The organism is Agathobacter sp. LCP21S3_B2 (genome assembly GCF_052118705.1).
Classification (GTDB): Bacteria; Bacillota; Clostridia; order Lachnospirales; family Lachnospiraceae; genus Roseburia.
In genome coordinates, this window is the sequence record NZ_JBQKGQ010000001.1 from 257,207 (window position 1) to 274,873 (window position 17,667).

Annotated in this window: 16 protein-coding genes; all 16 read left to right on the plus strand. The window is 40.9% G+C overall.

Annotated elements, in window-relative coordinates; all coding sequences use genetic code 11:
• Positions 1 to 8 precede the first annotated feature (8 nt).
• The 16 genes from mutS to ACTQ1L_RS01315 all read left to right on the plus strand — a co-directional run bounded on the left by mutS (position 9) and on the right by ACTQ1L_RS01315 (position 17,652).
• Positions 9 to 2,633 carry a DNA mismatch repair protein MutS gene (gene mutS, locus ACTQ1L_RS01240; RefSeq protein ID WP_441365185.1) on the plus strand — a complete coding sequence of 875 codons (2,625 nt, stop codon included), beginning with the start codon at positions 9 to 11 and terminating at the stop codon, positions 2,631 to 2,633.
• 11 nt (positions 2,634 to 2,644) lie between these two features.
• Positions 2,645 to 4,606 carry a DNA mismatch repair endonuclease MutL gene (gene mutL, locus ACTQ1L_RS01245; protein WP_321111815.1) on the plus strand — a complete coding sequence of 654 codons (1,962 nt, stop codon included), beginning with the start codon at positions 2,645 to 2,647 and terminating at the stop codon, positions 4,604 to 4,606.
• A complete protein-coding gene (gene miaA / locus ACTQ1L_RS01250; protein WP_321111816.1) occupies positions 4,603 to 5,589 on the plus strand; it encodes a tRNA (adenosine(37)-N6)-dimethylallyltransferase MiaA in 987 nt (328 codons plus the stop codon). Before mutL ends, miaA begins: the two co-directional genes overlap by 4 nt.
• The gene (locus tag ACTQ1L_RS01255) at positions 5,583 to 6,881 is read left to right on the plus strand and encodes a methionine gamma-lyase family protein (RefSeq protein ID WP_441365157.1); all 1,299 of its coding nucleotides are present in this window, start codon (positions 5,583 to 5,585) and stop codon (positions 6,879 to 6,881) included. Before miaA ends, ACTQ1L_RS01255 begins: the two co-directional genes overlap by 7 nt.
• A 71-nt stretch (positions 6,882 to 6,952) precedes the next feature.
• Positions 6,953 to 7,642 (plus strand): RadC family protein, encoded by a 690-nt coding sequence (radC, locus tag ACTQ1L_RS01260; RefSeq protein WP_321111817.1) that lies wholly within the window; start codon positions 6,953 to 6,955, stop codon positions 7,640 to 7,642.
• Between the two features lie 23 nt (positions 7,643 to 7,665).
• Positions 7,666 to 8,667, plus strand: a complete 1,002-nt coding sequence (locus ACTQ1L_RS01265) for a rod shape-determining protein (protein WP_321111818.1) — start codon at positions 7,666 to 7,668, stop codon at positions 8,665 to 8,667.
• 23 nt (positions 8,668 to 8,690) lie between these two features.
• The gene (gene mreC, locus ACTQ1L_RS01270; protein WP_441365158.1) at positions 8,691 to 9,620 is read left to right on the plus strand and encodes a rod shape-determining protein MreC; all 930 of its coding nucleotides are present in this window, start codon (positions 8,691 to 8,693) and stop codon (positions 9,618 to 9,620) included.
• A 14-nt stretch (positions 9,621 to 9,634) separates the two neighbouring features.
• Positions 9,635 to 10,156 (plus strand): rod shape-determining protein MreD, encoded by a 522-nt coding sequence (mreD, locus tag ACTQ1L_RS01275; protein ID WP_321111820.1) that lies wholly within the window; start codon positions 9,635 to 9,637, stop codon positions 10,154 to 10,156.
• Positions 10,146 to 12,968 carry a peptidoglycan D,D-transpeptidase FtsI family protein gene (locus ACTQ1L_RS01280; RefSeq protein ID WP_441365159.1) on the plus strand — a complete coding sequence of 941 codons (2,823 nt, stop codon included), beginning with the start codon at positions 10,146 to 10,148 and terminating at the stop codon, positions 12,966 to 12,968. Before mreD ends, ACTQ1L_RS01280 begins: the two co-directional genes overlap by 11 nt.
• Before the next feature lie 13 nt (positions 12,969 to 12,981).
• The gene (locus ACTQ1L_RS01285; RefSeq protein ID WP_441365160.1) at positions 12,982 to 13,638 is read left to right on the plus strand and encodes a septum site-determining protein MinC; all 657 of its coding nucleotides are present in this window, start codon (positions 12,982 to 12,984) and stop codon (positions 13,636 to 13,638) included.
• Positions 13,639 to 13,671: 33 nt separating this feature from the next.
• A complete protein-coding gene (minD, locus tag ACTQ1L_RS01290) occupies positions 13,672 to 14,421 on the plus strand; it encodes a septum site-determining protein MinD (protein WP_321111823.1) in 750 nt (249 codons plus the stop codon).
• Between the two features lie 2 nt (positions 14,422 to 14,423).
• A complete protein-coding gene (locus ACTQ1L_RS01295; protein ID WP_321111825.1) occupies positions 14,424 to 14,615 on the plus strand; it encodes a cell division topological specificity factor MinE in 192 nt (63 codons plus the stop codon).
• A gap of 40 nt (positions 14,616 to 14,655) precedes the next feature.
• Positions 14,656 to 15,768, plus strand: a complete 1,113-nt coding sequence (locus tag ACTQ1L_RS01300) for an FtsW/RodA/SpoVE family cell cycle protein (protein WP_441365161.1) — start codon at positions 14,656 to 14,658, stop codon at positions 15,766 to 15,768.
• Between the two features lie 12 nt (positions 15,769 to 15,780).
• Positions 15,781 to 16,176: a methylglyoxal synthase gene (locus ACTQ1L_RS01305; protein ID WP_012742580.1), complete on the plus strand. Its 396-nt coding sequence runs from the start codon at positions 15,781 to 15,783 to the stop codon at positions 16,174 to 16,176.
• Positions 16,160 to 17,134, plus strand: a complete 975-nt coding sequence (locus ACTQ1L_RS01310; protein WP_321111827.1) for a D-alanyl-D-alanine carboxypeptidase family protein — start codon at positions 16,160 to 16,162, stop codon at positions 17,132 to 17,134. The genes ACTQ1L_RS01305 and ACTQ1L_RS01310 overlap by 17 nt, the downstream gene beginning before the upstream one ends.
• Positions 17,135 to 17,229: 95 nt before the next feature.
• Entirely contained in the window at positions 17,230 to 17,652 is a 423-nt protein-coding gene (locus ACTQ1L_RS01315) for a twitching motility protein PilT (RefSeq protein WP_441365162.1), read from the plus strand.
• Positions 17,653 to 17,667: the final 15 nt, after the last annotated feature.

The window sequence follows — 17,667 nt, forward strand, 5'->3', positions numbered from 1 at the left end:
TATCACCAATGATGCAGCATTATCTGCAGACAAAAGAACAATATAAGGATTGTATTTTATTTTATCGCTTAGGAGACTTCTATGAGATGTTTTTTGATGATGCGATAATGGTTTCAAAGGAGCTTGAGCTTACACTCACAGGCAAAAACTGTGGACTTGAAGAAAGAGCTCCTATGTGTGGAGTACCGTTTCATGCGGCAGACTCATATATCAACAGACTCGTATCAAACGGTCACAAGGTAGCTATCTGTGAGCAGATGGAGGATCCAAAGCAGGCAAAGGGAATCGTAAAGCGAGAGGTAATCCGTGTTGTGACACCTGGCACAAACACTGATATGGCTTCTTTAGATGAGGCAAAAAACAATTACATAATGTCGATTGTATACACTGAGGACAAATACGGCATAGCAACCTGTGATGTCACAACAGGTGATTTTTTCACGACAGAGGTGGATGCGGAAAGAAAGCTGTTAGATGAGGTGAGCAGATTTAATCCATCGGAAATCATATGTAATGAGGCCTTCTACATGAGCGGAATAGATGTTGACGATATGAAAAACAGACTGTCAATTACTGTTTCAGCACTCGACTCATGGTATTTTTCTGATGGTCTTGCAAATGAGACACTGCTTTCACATTTTCATGTACAGACAATAAATGCTCTGGGGCTTGAGGATTATGAGAGTGGAGTCATAGCTGCCGGCGCACTGTTAAAGTACCTTTACGAGACGCAGATGAACTCGCTCGACAATATACTTGAGCTTCATCCGTACTCAATAGGCAAATATATGATAATTGACAGCTCATCAAGACGTAATTTGGAGCTGGTTGAGACACTTCGAGAAAAGCAAAAGAGAGGCTCCCTGCTTTGGGTACTCGACAAGACACGCACTGCTATGGGAGCAAGACTGCTTCGCACCTATGTCGAGCAGCCTCTTATCGAAAAGGCAGAGATAATAAAGCGCCAGAAGCTTATCGAAGCACTTAATGCAAACGAAATCACAAGAGATGAAATCAGGGAATACCTTAATCCTATTTATGACCTTGAGCGTCTCATCACAAGAATCACATACCAGTCAGCCAATCCGCGCGACCTTATTGCATTCAGGGATTCTTTAAAAATGCTTCCACCAATAAAGCAGCAGCTTTCAGACATACCGTGTGAGCTTACCGATGAGATTAATGAAGAGTTCGACGAGCTTAAGGATATATATGAGCTTTTACTTTCATCCATTGAGGATGAGCCTCCTATCTCGCAGCGCGATGGAGATATCATAAAAGCTGGCTACAACGAGGAGGTTGACCGTCTTCGAGACGCAAAAACTAAGGGAAAGACATGGCTTGCAGAGCTTGAAGCCGGTGAACGTGAAAAAACAGGCATCAAAAACTTAAGAATCAAGTATAACAAGGTCTTTGGATATTACCTTGAGGTCACAAACTCCTTCAAGGATATGGTCCCAGATTATTACGTGAGAAAACAGACACTTACCAATGCAGAGCGCTACATAACACCGGAGCTTAAAGAGCTTGAGGATACCATTCTTGGAGCTGAAGACAGGCTCACATCACTTGAGTATGAGCTGTTTCGTGATGTAAGAAAACAGATTTCCGACAATGTTTCAAGGATTCAGAAAACCGCCAGAGCTATAGCACAGATTGATGTTTTTGCTTCGCTTGCGCTTGTTGCCAGCCAGAATAATTACTGCAAGCCAAAGATAAATGAAAGCGGAATAATAGACATAAAAAACGGACGTCATCCTGTAGTTGAAAAAATGATTACAAATGACATGTTTATAGAAAACGATACATATCTGGATCAGCACAAAAACAGAATCTCAATCATCACTGGACCAAACATGGCCGGTAAATCCACCTACATGAGACAGACAGCACTTATCGTTCTCATGGCACAGATTGGAAGCTTTGTACCTGCACAAACTGCAAATATCGGCATCGTAGACCGTATCTTCACGCGAGTCGGTGCATCTGACGACCTTGCAAGCGGCCAGAGTACATTTATGGTTGAGATGAACGAGGTGGCAAATATACTAAGAAATGCAACCGCCAAATCCCTGCTCATTCTCGATGAGATTGGACGAGGCACGAGTACATTTGACGGACTAAGCATCGCCTGGGCAGTTGTAGAGCATATAAGTAATCCAAAGCTCCTCGGAGCAAAGACGCTTTTTGCAACCCATTATCACGAGCTCACCGAGCTTGAGGGCAAGCTTGACAGTGTAAATAACTATTGCATCGCTGTAAAGGAAAAGGGCGATGATATAGTTTTCTTAAGAAAAATCGTAAAGGGCGGAGCTGACAGAAGCTACGGCATACAGGTTGCAAAGCTTGCAGGGCTGCCGGATTCAGTCATAGAGCGTGCCAAGGAAATCGCAGAGCAGCTTCTTGCAAATGATATCACAGATACCGTAAAAAACATATCTGTTGACACTGGCCACAAGCATAAAAAGGAGCACCTTGACGAGGTTGATATGACACAGATTTCGCTTTTCGACACAGTGAAGGATGATGATATAATTGACGAGCTTCGAAGCATAGACATAGGCAACATGACACCACTTGATGCGTTAAACAAGCTGTATCAGCTCCAGAACAAGGTTAAAAACCGCTGGTAGAAAGGATTAAAATGCCAAATATTGCCATATTAAATCAGGAAACAATAGATAAAATAGCTGCAGGAGAGGTTGTTGAGCGTCCGTGCTCCGTGGTAAAGGAGCTGGTGGAAAATGCCATAGATGCAGGCTCCACAGCCATCACTGTGGAGATAAAGGAAGGTGGAATCTCATTTATCCGTATCACTGACAATGGCTGCGGAATTGAAAGAGACCAGGTTGCGGTTGCATTTTACCGTCACAGCACGAGCAAAATCCGCTCGGCAGAGGATTTACTTACTGTAAAGTCTCTCGGCTTCAGAGGTGAGGCTCTGTCAAGCATCTCGGCCGTTGCCCGCGTTGAGCTTATCACAAAGACATACGATGAGCTCACCGGCACCAGATATGTGATTGAGGGCTCGAAGGAGCTTTCCAACGAGGAAATCGGTGCTCCGGACGGTACTACCTTCATAGTAAAGGATTTGTTTTATAATGTTCCGGCAAGACGTAAGTTTTTAAAGACAGCACAGACAGAGGGCAGCTACATAAGCGATATGGTTGAAAAGCTTGCGCTTTCACATCCTGATATATCGTTTAAGTTCATAAACAATAACCAGACAAAGCTCCATACCTCCGGAAACGGCAACAGAAAGGATATAATATACCATATATTCGGACGCGAGATATCATCATCACTGCTTGAGGTGAAGCATGAATGCGAATACTTTAAGGTGGAGGGCTTTATAGGAAAGCCTGTCATCACAAGGGGCAACAGAAATTATGAGAATTATTTCATAAACGGCAGGTATGTAAAGAGCAATATATTGTCACGTGCAATAGAGGAGGCCTACAAGAGCTTTCTAATGCAGCATCAGTATCCGTTTACAGTGCTTTACTTCACATTTTTCAGTGAGCTGGATGTTAACGTGCATCCGACCAAGATGGAGCTTCGGTTCGACAACAACAATGAGATATATGTCGAATTGTGTGACACAATATATGCAATTCTATCTCATAAGGAGATGATTCCCGAGGTGCCTGTAGACAGTACGCCGGCGCCTAAAAAGATAGTGCATGAGTATAAGGAGCCAATACCGGAGCCGTTTGAGAAGAGGCGTATCAATGAGGTGAGGGCAGCGGAATCAAGGAGTGTGTACGGACAGAGCGTGACGTCAGCAGTAAAAGATTACTCAGCAATAGAACCTGCTGCAAAAGCGCCTGCTGTTAATGAGCAACTCACAGATAACACATCAAAGATGCAGACTGCTAAAGCATCTACATCTGCGCTTGTTGCTGGCACCGGCAATTCAGTGGAACTAACGCCTGAGACTTCCACCGCGTATGAACCTGCACAGGTTGTCACCGGCACCCAGCAGACACTTGGCGATTACGACAAGGTTTTTCTAACAGAAAGCTCCAAGAAGCAGTTTTCCATCATAGGCCAGCTCTTTAAGACCTACTGGCTCATAGAGTTTGAGGACAAGCTTTATATCATAGACCAGCATGCAGCCCATGAAAAGGTACTGTATGAAAAAACAATGGCAAGACTTGCAAATAAGGATTTTACATCACAGCGCATAAGCCCTCCGATTGTCATGACTCTTGATGCAAGGGAAAGCGAGATGCTTGAGAAATACAGGCCGCAGATAGAGCAGTTTGGCTATGAGGTGGAGCATTTTGGTGGCAAGGAATACATGATCAGTGCTATTCCAGATAATTTGTTTAACATAGATATGAAGGATCTGTTTATAGAGATGCTCGATGATTTTTCCAATGCGACAGGCAGGCAGACTCCTGACATCATCACGGAAAAGGTCGCATCCATGTCGTGCAAGGCAGCAGTCAAGGGCAATGACAAGCTTACTCTTCCTGAGATAAATGAGCTGATAGATGAGCTTTTGTCACTCGACAATCCTTACAACTGCCCACACGGCAGACCCACCATCATCTCTATGAGCAAATATGAGATAGAAAAGAAATTCAAACGTATCGTATGACAACATACGCATTTGAACAGAGGTGCAATATGACACAAAAACCGATGATTGTCCTGACAGGACCGACAGCAGTAGGAAAGACAGCTCTATCGATTGAGCTTGCAAAAAAAATAAATGGTGCTATAATATCCGCGGATTCCATGCAGGTATACAAATACATGGATATAGGCTCTGCGAAGGTTACAGTCGATGAGATGGACGGCATAAAGCACTATCTGATAGATGAGCTTGAGCCATCTGACGAGTTCAATGTATTTATCTTCAAGGATATGGCAAAAAAAGCACTTAATGAGATATACGAAGCAGGAAAGATACCGATAGTTGTCGGCGGCACCGGCTTTTATATCCAGGCGCTTTTGTATGACATTGATTTCACAAAGCAGGATGTGGATGAATCGTACAGAAAGAGCCTGTACGACTTTGCAAATGAGCACGGAAACCATGCACTGCATGAAAAGCTTAAGGATATCGACCCTGCATCCTACGAGAGCATCCATGAGAATAACGTAAAGCGCGTCATCAGGGCAATTGAATACTATCACACCTGCCATGAGCCAATTTCAAAGCACAATGAGACTGAAAGAGCCAAGCAGTCTCCATACAGCTTCGCCTATTTTGTACTGGATGATGTAAGACAAAGGCTTTATGAGCGGATAGATAAGAGAGTTGATATCATGGTTTCAAACGGACTTGTCGATGAGGTGAAAAAGCTAAAGGCAATGGGCTGTACGAGCGATATGGTATCCATGAAGGGCATAGGCTACAAGGAAATCCTTGCATATCTCGATGGAGAATATTCACTTGATGAGGCTGTGGACAAGGTAAAGCTTGAGTCAAGGCGTTTTGCAAAGAGACAGCTAACCTGGTTTAGGAGAGAAAAAGATACCATATGGATAGAAAAAAATGAATATTCATATGATGATAATAAAATATTAAATAAAATACAAGAAATTTTAGCAGAAAAGAGGATTATAATTTGTTAGATACCAATGAAGCCATTTACAGGCAGTATGAGACACTTGGAATATCAAAGGAGGTTTTGGATTTCGGAACCTCTGTAGAAAAGGAGCTTAAGGAGCGTTTTGAAAAAATAGACACAAATGCTGAGTATAATCAGCTTAAGGTCATAGCCGCCATGCAGAAAAACAAGGTGAGCGCAGAGTGCTTCCAGGCATCAAGCGGCTACGGCTACAATGACCTCGGAAGGGATACACTTGAGAGAGTGTACGCAGACTGTTTTGGCGCAGAAGATGCACTTGTAAGGCCTCAGATTACCTGCGGTACACATGCACTTGCACTTGCACTCATGTCAAACCTGCGCCCGGGCGATGAGCTTTTAAGCCCTGTCGGAAAGCCTTACGATACACTTGAAGAGGTAATAGGCATACGCCCTTCAAAGGGCTCACTTGCTGAGTACGGCATCACATATGCGCAGGTTGATTTACTGCCTGACGGTGAGTTTGACTATGATGGAATAAAGAAAGCCATCAATGAAAAAACAAAGCTTGTCACAATCCAGCGCTCTAAGGGCTATGCTACAAGACCTACACTTTCGGTCAAAAAAATAGGCGAGCTCATCGCCTTTGTAAAGAGCATAAAGCCTGATGTGATCTGTATGGTCGATAACTGCTACGGTGAGTTTGTTGAGGATACAGAGCCTATCCAGGTTGGAGCGGACATGATGGTTGGCTCACTGATCAAAAATCCGGGAGGCGGACTTGCACCGATCGGAGGCTATATTGTCGGCAAAAAGGAATGTGTTGAAAATGCCGCATACCGTCTCACATCTCCGGGGCTTGGCAAAGAGGTCGGAGCCTCACTCGGAGTCATCCAGTCATTTTATCAGGGTTTTTTCCTTGCACCGACTGTCGTAAGCGGAGCATTAAAGGGAGCAATCTTTGCCGCAAAAATCTATGAAAAACTTGGTTTTAAGGTAGTCCCTGACGGTACTGAAAGCCGCCACGATATCATACAGGCTGTAGAGTTCAATAACCGCGATGCTATGATAGCTTTCTGCGAGGGCATACAGGCAGCAGCACCGGTGGACAGCTATGTGACACCTGAGCCATGGGCTATGCCGGGATATGACAGCGATGTCATCATGGCAGCAGGCGCATTTGTGCAGGGCTCATCCATTGAGCTTTCTGCTGACGGTCCTGTGAAGCCTCCATATGCGGTTTATTTCCAGGGAGGACTCACATGGTACCATGCAAAGCTTGGAATTTTAATGTCTTTACAAAAACTTTATGAGAGAAATCTTGTTAAGCTTGATTAGGTGTGCTACAATTAACTGAAAACTTTGCTTAAATCCGTTGTCAATCGCCTGGGAGAAGCGAAAGGGATTAAATGCAGACAAACAAAACAATTAAAGAATTACCGGCATCCGAGCGTCCTTACGAAAAATTTTTATCTCTTGGGACATCCGGACTGTCCGATGCAGATTTACTGGCCATCATTATCAAAACCGGCACAAAGGACAAAAGTGCTGTAGACATAGCACAGGAGATACTTTCCGGCCGGCATGGCAACCTCTTAAATCTTTATGAGATGTCATATGATGAGCTTATTCAGGTTTCGGGAATCGGACAGATTAAGGCAATACAGCTTAAGGCTGTAGCAGAGCTGTCGATGCGCATCTCAAAAGCAAAACGGGCACGCAGCATACGCATGAATACACCTGTCACAATAGCTGATTATTATATGGAGCAGATGAGACATCTGCAGCAGGAGGTTGTGATATGTGCCTATTTTGATGTAAAAAGCCGGTTTTTAGGTGACAAATTCATATCCAAGGGTTCACTCAGTTCGTCTGTTGTGGACATAAGTTCCGTCATGAGGACTGCTTTGGAGAAAAATGCGTCAAAGATAGTTCTTTTACACAATCACCCCAGTGGCGACTGTACTCCCAGCAAAGATGATATAGCTGTTACAGACAGGCTGGCGGAGGGCTCAAGGATTTTTTCAATAGAGCTTTGTGACCACATTATCATCGGAGATAACGAATATTACAGCTTCTATGAAAATAAAATTATATAAACAGAAGACGAGGTAGAATCATTATGAGTAATAACGTTTATGGAATTGATTTGGGAACCAACAATTTCAAGGTATATTCAAAGGCAACAGGCAAGACAATGCTTGAGAAAAATACTATTGCGGTAGTGAATAAAAATCAGATATATTCATATGGCAATTCAGCATATGCCATGTTTGAAAAAGCTCCTGAAAATATTCTGGTCAAATTCCCGGTGGTAGAGGGAGTTATCGCAGATTATAATCTTCTCCAGAAAATGATATTTGATTTTCTGGAGCACAGAATAAAGGCAAGAATAAAGAATGCTGAGTTTATAATAGCTGTTCCTACAGATATTACGCCTGTAGAAAAAAGAGCATTCTATGAGATTTTTTATAAGAGCAAGGCAAAGCCAAAGAAGGTGCTGCTTTGTGAGAAGCCTATAGCTGATGCTGTAGGGCTTGATATCGACGTAAATGAACCGACTGGAGTCATGATTGTTGACATGGGAGCTGATACTACAGAGACATCTGTAATATCACTTGGCGGATTGGTGCTCAGTGACCTGCTTCATTTTGGCGGCAACAGACTTGATGAGTCGATTATTTCCTACATCAGAAAAGAATACAACCTTGTAATAGGCCAGAAAACAGCCAAATCATTAAAAGAGACAATAGGCTCAGCCCTTCCGGGACGTGAGGACAGGATGGTGGTTGTGGGACGTGACGTATTAAGCGGACTTCCTATAGAGATGGAGATATCTTCTGAAGCCATATATGAGGCAATGAAGTCAAATCTTGAATCAATATGCACATCCATAAAAATGATACTTGAGAAAACTCCGCCGGAGCTTGCAAAGGACATTATTCATTCAGGAATATATATCACCGGTGGCGGTTCAAAGCTTCAGGGACTTGGTCAGCTCTTTGAGCAGATTACAGGAATAAAGGTAATTCCTTCAGAGTTTCCTGAGGAAAGTGCTGTAAGAGGCCTTGTTAAGATTGTTTCCGAATCAAAATACAAGACACTTCCGTTCAGCATAAAATAACAAAATCCTAATCAGAGGTTCAAATGAGTAGTAAATTTCGAAAAAGAAAAAGAAATCGTAATAATAAGCTGCCAGCAAGATTCACTCTTCTTATAATGACCGGAGTATGTTTTCTTACAATATTTTTAAGCCTTACTCTGAACATATCCGGAGGGCCGTTGCAGGATGTAGCCGGATATGTATTCGTACCTATGCAGAAGGGCATTAATAATCTGGGAAACAGCATTTCGGACAAGATAACAGAGTTTCGTACATTGGGAAAGATTAAATCTGAAAATAAAAAGCTGAAAAAACAGGTTGAGGAGCTTACCACACAGCTTACCACCAATAAGCTCGAGCAGTATGAGTTAAATAATTACAGAGAGCTTTTTGACCTTGATGCTAAATATCCGACCTATCAAAAGGTTGCTGCAAGTGTTATAGCAAAGGACAGTGGCAACTGGTTTTCAACCTTTACCATTGACAAGGGTAAAAAAGACGGCGTGGACGTCGGCATGAATGTGCTTGCCGGAAGCGGTCTGGTTGGTATTGTCACCGATGCCGGCAACAATTATGCCAAGATCAGATGTATTATTGATGATTCAAGCAAGGTGAGCTGCATGGTTTCAACCACAGAGGATAATCTTACTGTAAGCGGTAATATAAAGACAATGAACGAAAATAAGGTTATCACATTTACAGAGCTCAAGGATGATGATGGTAAAGTACAGGTCGGAGATCCTGTTGTGACATCATACGTTTCAGACAGATACCAGCAGGGAATTTTGGTGGGATATGTCACATCTGTTGAGAACAATTCCAATAACCTTACCAAGTCCGGCACCATCACACCTGTCGTTGATTTTGAACATATTGAAAATGTAATGGTAATTACACAGCTCAAGAACACAGGTTCAGATGATACTCAGGCTACAGAAAGTACTGAAAATTCGACACAGACCACAACAGAGTAGGATAGAGGAGCATAATGAGACGTAAAATAGTATTATTCATCATAATTACAATATGCTTTGTATTGCAGACTACCTTGTTTAAATCCTTTGCAATAGCCGGTATATCACCAAATCTGTTAATAATAGCAGTATCATCGTTTGGATTTATGCGTGGCAAAAAAGAGGGACTGTGGATAGGATTATTCAGTGGACTTCTTATTGACATTTTTTGCGGAAATTATTTAGGTGTATATGCTCTAATATATATGTATATCGGTTTTATCAATGGTTTTTTCCAAAAAAGATTTTATCCGGATGATATCAAGCTTCCGATGCTCCTTATTGGAGGCAGTGATCTGATATACAATCTGTTTGTATATTTTATAATGTTTCTGCTTCGAGGCAGATTTCAGTTCTGGTATTATCTTAAGTCAATAATTATTCCTGATTTTGTATACACAATGGTTGTCAGTATACTTTTGTATCTGTTATTTCTTAAGATAAATCAGAAGCTTGAAGAACACGAGAAAAGGAGAGCAAAGAAATTTGATTTATGATATAAAAGATTATCTGAAAAAATTTTTCAGCTCCAGGCTGTTTGTTTTGGCAGCAGTAATAATTCTTTTATTTGCAATACTGGCAGAAAGAATTTTCAGTCTTCAGATTGTTAATGGAGCTGAATATCAGAAAAACTTTATAATGCTTATTAAAAAGCCACTTTCAATAGATGCTTCGCGAGGCAATATATATGATTGTAATGGCAATCTTTTAGCGTTTAATCAGCTTGCCTACTCGGTTGTTATTTCTGATAACGGTAATTATTCTTCAACAAAAGAGCACAACAAGCTTCTAAACAAGGAGCTTAAGGAGCTTATTGCCGTCATAAAGAAAAACGGTGGAGAAATCTATAAGGATTTTCCTATTGACCTCAATGAAGACGGTACATACAGCTTTAATATTACATCTGAGACATCACGTAAAAGGTTTCTCTCGGATGTTTTCGGCAAGAAATATGAAAAGCTTGAATATAATAAAAAGCTTGGTTTTGATGAGGCTAATGCAACTGCCGAGAATGTCATAGATTTCCTTCGTTCTAATCAGAATGAGTGCTTTGATGTGAGTGATAAATATGATAAGCAGACAATATATGACATTGTTGTTGTAAGATATGCTATCAAACAGAACCGCTTTACAAAGTACAAGACTACGACCATTGCGAAGGATGTAAACGATACAATAGTTGCCTATGTGAATGAGCATTCAGATACTCTTACAGGTGTCTCAATTGAGGAGGACACTATAAGAAAATACAATTATGCTGAATATATTTCACCAATTGTGGGTTATACCGGTAAGATTTCGACTGATGAGTACAATGAACTGTCAGAGGATGACAGCTCATATACACAAAATGACATGGTTGGAAAGTCAGGGCTCGAACAATACTATGAAAGCTATCTCCGTGGTAAAAACGGTGAGAAACAGGTATATGTCAATAACGTTGGTAAGATTACCGATGTAATCAGCCAGAAAAATTCGGTTTCCGGAAATGATGTGTATCTGAGTATTGATATAAAACTGCAGGAGGCAACCTACAAGCTTCTTGAGCAGGAAATCGCAGGAATTGTCTACTCTAAAATTAAAAGTGGCGAGATTCCTATTACTGATGTATATTTTGCTTTATTGAATAACAACGTAATTGATTTGAACCATTTTAATGCGGCTGATGCCTCTGCTACAGAGCAGTCTATATACACCAGCTTCAGTGAGCAGCTTCAGGGGGCGCTTGGCACGATAGACAATGAGCTTCAAAACGGAAATACAGGAACATCCGGTATGTCAGAGCAGGTGCTTGATTATTTCACCTGTGTAATGTCTATGCTCAGTGATGACGGATTATTACTGTCTGATCAGATAGATTCATCTGATTCCACATACACAGCATGGAAGGCAGGCACTGTATCACCAAAGGATTATCTCAAATACTGCATATCAAAGCAGTGGATAGATATAACAAAGCTTGATGTGAATCAAAAGTATGCCGACTCATCCGAGGTGTATTCAGCACTTTGTTCATATATTGAAAACGGATTGTCAACAAATAAGGATTTTGCCAAGATAATCTATAAATATATGGTCAATTCAGGTGCCGTTACAGGTCAGCAGCTATGCCTTTTATTATTTGACCAGGGTGTTTTAGATTATGATGATGCGACAGTTAACAATATAGCCAACGGTTCTATCAGTCCTTATGCTTTTCTGATGGACAAGATTAATAACATAGAAATTACCCCGGCACAGCTCGCCCTTGACCCATGTACAGGCTCATGTGTCATAACAGACATAAACACCGGACAGATAAAGGCCATGGTCAGCTATCCCGGCTATGATAACAACAAGCTTGCAAATACTGTGGATGCCGATTACTATCAGGCATTAAGGGAGGATAAGTCGAATCCGTTATGGAATTATGCCACCCAGGAACAGACAGCACCGGGTTCTACCTTTAAGATGGTTTCAAGTACAGCTGGACTTGCTGAGGGAGTGATAGATACTTCATCAAAGATAAACTGTACTGGAATATTTACAGATATAAGCAATAAGCCAAAATGCTGGATTTATCCAGGAGCACATGGCATGGACAATGTGTCAGAGGCACTACGTGATTCATGTAACGTATTCTTTTATACAACAGGCTTTAGGCTGGCAAGTAAGGATACAGGCTCCTACGATGATGAAGATGGTACGAATTACATACAAAAATATGCATCTATTTACGGCCTTAATGAGAAATCCGGTCTTGAAATTGTAGAGAGAACACCATCCATAGCTACACAGTACCCTGTAATGGCAGCAATCGGACAAAGTAATAACAACTTTACGACGGTATCACTGTCAAGATATGTGACTGCTGTAGTATCAGGAAAACTGTATGATTATAAGCTGATGAATAAAATTATGGATGCTGATGGAAAAACTGTAAAACAGTACGATTCCAAATTTAAAGATATATCAGATACCTTAAACCAGAGTCAGTGGGATGCTATACACCAGGGAATGCGAATGGTTGTTGAGGATCTTCATGATGTATTTGGCGGTTTCACAGGTGTTGAGGTTGCCGGAAAAACCGGTACAGCCCAGCAGGTTGAAAATCGCCCGAACCATGCTCTTTTTGTGGGATATGCCCCTTACAGCAATCCTGAGATTTCGATTGCTACGCGTATCTCATACGGCTACAGCTCACATAATGCGGCTGCAGCATCAAGAAATATAATTTCATACTATTACAATCTGGAGTCACTTGATGACCTTCTTTCTGTAAAAGCAGAGGGCGTTTATTCATCAGGTTCAAGTGCCCGTACAGATTAATTTGGAGGAAACAATGGCTTTACCGGTAGTACTCAAAAGCGGTAAAAACTATGTGAGTGTTGTGCTTGACGATGAACTGCCGTTTGAAGAACTGCTAGTCAGCATCATAAACAAGTTTCGTGAATCAGAGTATTTTTTAGGTACAGAGCCCTTTGCCATCATGATAGAAGGCAGGGAGCTTACTGACCGCGAAAAAAATATAATACTGGATGCAATTTATGAATATACATCGGTAAATATATCACACCTTATTGAAAATGATGTGATAAAAGAAACAATTGCTGAAATGCAGGCATATGATGATATGCATTTATCCGGTAAAAAAGGTGACAATAACTGTCTCTTTATCAAAAGAGATGTTATTATGAAAGAAAAAGTATTTGCGCCCGGTAATATCGTGGTTTACGGAGATGTCAAAAAGGGCGCAATCGTCAAGGCGGGAGCCAATATTATTATACTTGGAGCCTTAAAAGGGCAGGCATTGGCAGGAAATGACCCAGTGATAAAGGATCCTTTTATCATGGCAAATGATTTCAGACCTGAAAATTTCAGGATAGGACCGCTTGTTGGAAATGCTCCGAGGGCAAAAAAATCAGTTTTGAAAAGGCATCAGCCGCTGCCTCTCATTGCAGAGTTTACGGATGGTGAAATTCAAATATATTCAATTTAATATTATAATCATAACTAACGGAGGTTTAAATTTGTGGGTGAAGCAATAGTTTTCACTTCAGGAAAAGGCGGTGTTGGTAAAACAACAGTAATATCCAACATCGGAGTTGAACTTTCACGGTTAGATAAAAAAGTTATCATGCTCGATACTGACATGGGACTTAGAAATCTGGATTTGGTAATGGGAATTGAGGACAAGGTGAATTATAACCTGCTTGATGTACTGAGCAATAAATGCCGTATAAAACAGGCAATTGTCCGCAACAAAAAATATCCGAATCTGCATCTGATTCCGGCGGCCCTGCATATGGATGGGCTTTTGCAATACGAAGCCGGATTAAAAATTCTGGTGGAGGAGTTAAAAGCACATTTTGACTATTGTCTGATAGATGGTCCGGCCGGAATAGACAGCGGCTTCTTCTTTTCTATAGCTCCCGCTGATAGTGCAATAGTTGTGACCACGCCTCATATATCGGCAATACATGATGCCGGACGATGCATGGAAATACTTGATTCAAAGCATTTCAGGTCAGTGTCGGTTGTAGTTAATGCATACGATGAGCGTATGGTGAGAAAACATCAGATGATTTCTTCAGATGACATAGCAAATATTCTTTCAGCAAATATCATTGGTACGATACCACTTGACAAAAACATTATTGTATGTCAGAACAGGGGTGTGCCAATCTGTGAGATGCATACAAAGTCACGTCGTGTGTTTTCAATACTGTCACGGCAGATGCTTAACAATGTATCAGACAGATGCGAAGCGGAGGTAATCTGAATATGAAAAAATTTAAAAGAACCGCAGATTATGCCAAAAACCGCCTTGCACTCATCATTGCAGAGGATTCAAGTGCATGCGCTCATGCTGAAAGCATGACACAGATAAAAAAGGAAATCAAAAATGTCATACACAGACATTTGAATATAAGCGATGATGCTTATGATATTAAAATTATCCTACGCGATAAATAACATATATTAGTTTTACAGATAACAGATAGGAAGTAACAAAATGCTTAAACAGTATAGACTAAAGAATTATCATTTTCAATTGGTATTATATATGGTGGTTTTGACGATTATTGGCATTCTGCTGATAGGCAGTGCCAAGCACTCCGTGCAAAGCAAGCAGATAATAGGCTTTGTAATGGGACTGACTATTATGATAGTGCTTTCCCTTATAGATTACACATTTCTGCTCAAATTCGTGTGGATATACTATGCCGGAATGATTGTGCTGTTGTTACTTGTTCTATTTGCAGGTGATGATGCAAAGGGTGCACAGCGCTGGTTTGAGATCGCAGGTATCAGATTTCAGCCCTCTGAGCTTGCAAAAATTATACTTATTTTGTTTTTTGCTTATTTCTTTTCCAGGTTTGAGGATAGTATAAATACAGTAAGAACTCTTGCATTATCTGCAATTTTTTCCGGTATACCTTTATTTCTTATCTTAAAACAGCCGGACAACTCAACAACAATTCTTACTGCATTAATTTTCGCTGCCCTCTTGTTTATTAGCGGATTAAGTTATAAAATAATAATGCCAATACTTGGAGTTTCAGTACCGATAGTTTTGATAGTGATAAGCTATATATATACACATGCCGATGCACTCATCAAAAAAGGCTTTTACCCTGCTACACGTATAATGTCGTGGCTTGACCCGACAAATTACGCTGATACAGCAGCACAGCAGAGAAACTCCATCTGGGCAATAGGCTCAGGGCAGTTGTTTGGTAAGGGACTTAACAATTCGGTTGTCACCTCGATGAAGAACAGCAATTATATTATAGAGCCTCAGACAGACTTTATTTTTGCTGTAGCCGGTGAGGAGCTTGGCTTCGTTGGGACAATCAGTATAATAATTCTTTTGCTTCTTATCGTAATTGAGTGTATACTTATAGCCAGAAAGGCAAAGGATACAAGCGGAAAGCTGATATGCTGTGGCATGGGAGCTCTTATAGGCTTCCAGGCATTTATTAATATATGCGTGGCAACCGGACTTATGCCAAATACCGGTATGACGCTTCCGTTTGTCAGTTATGGACTTACATCACTTGTTTCACTGTATATGGGAATGGGTGTTGTCTTGAATGTAGGGTTACAGCCGAAAAAATATTCATAAGGGAGGTTAGCAATGAACATAGGATTAGTTGCACATGATTCAAAGAAAAAACTTATGCAGAATTTCTGCATAGCATACAGAGGTATTTTAAGCAAGAATAATTTGTACGCAACAGGCACAACAGGACGTCTGATTGAGGAGGTTGCAAACCTTTCGGTACACAAGTACCTTGCAGGCCATTTAGGAGGCATTCAGCAGCTTGGAGCGCAGATTGAGCATAATGACATAGACCTTGTTATTTTCCTTCGCGACCCATTAAAGCCAAAGCCACACGAGCCGGAGGTAAACAGCATTTTCCGTATATGTGATGAGCATAATATACCTCTTGCCACAAATCTTGCAACTGCAGAGTTACTCATATTATCTTTAGACAGAGGGGATCTTGACTGGCGTGAGATGTACAAATAAATTTAACAAATTAAAAAGTGTATTTTGTCTGGTCTGTATTTTGACACTTTGTCTGACAGGCTGCGGTGACAAGATTGAGAACGCATATGATCCATATGCCAATGACTATATTAACGGTTACAACGGAATGGATTATTTCAGTTCGAAGCTTTGTGTGACAAATGACGTCAATTTTGGGCCGGATTCGGTTTCATCATCTTCTGTGGCTGAGGGAGCAGGTGCATTTAATGTGGACACACATCAGGTGCTTTACAGCCAGAATATATTTGAAAAGCTGTATCCGGCCAGCACAACAAAGATTATAACAGCATATATTATTTTAAAGAACTGCGATACAAATGCTACTGTCACTGTAAGCCATGATGCCGCAAATCCGGGAAATTCATCATCTGTCTGCGGCTTAAAAGAGGGTGACGTAATGACAGTAGGCGATTTATTATATGGTCTGCTGCTTGAAAGCGGTAATGACGCGGCAATTGCGCTTGCGGAATACTATTCCGGTTCAATAGAGGCCTTTGCGCAGGAGATGAATAATACAGCTAAAAGCTTTGGTGCTACCAACACAAATTTTGTAAACCCAAGCGGACTGCCTGATGAGAATCATTACACTACAGTGTATGATATGTATCTCATATTCCAAAATGCAATATCGCTTGAGAGCTTCGTAAATATCATAAGCTCACAGACGCACGATGTATCATACACTAATGCATCCGGAGCGGCTGTTACAAAAACATTTAAAAACACTTGCGGATATCTGACCGGAGCTTATAAAGCACCGGAAAATATTACTGTAACAGGAGGAAAAACCGGCACCACCGGTGAAGCAGGATATTGCCTGGTACTGCTTAGCCAGAATGCAAAAAATGAGCGTATTATAAGCATTGTATACAAGGCAGACGGCAGGAGAGATCTTTATACTCTTATGAATGATATATTGAGCGGATTTGCTAATTAATTATTGAGTTTTAGGATTATTTATACTATAATATTATTAAAACAAGGATAATTTTTATCTAAAATCACAATATTTATTTATAGGAGGAAAAAGCCATGATAGAAATAATTTGCGGGGAAAAGGGCAAAGGAAAGACAAAAGAGCTTTTAAACAAAGTGAATTCATCAGTAAAGGGCAAAGAGGGATCCATAGTTTATCTCGACAAGAGTCAGAAGCATATGTATGAGCTGAACAACCAGGTCAGATTAATTAATGTTATGGATTATCCTATAGATAATTGTGATGAGTTTTTAGGCTTTGTCTGCGGAATAGTTTCGCAGGATCATGATCTTGAGGAAATGTATCTTGACAGCTTCTTAACCATAGCATCGCTTGATGAAGAAGGAACAATAACCAGGGCAATTGAGAAACTTGATATCATCAGTGAAAAGTTTAAGGTGAAATTTATCTTAAGCGTATCAAAGAACATCGAGCAGTTACCTGAATGTGCAAAGGCGAAGGTCATCATTTCTTTATAATGTAGACTATAACTA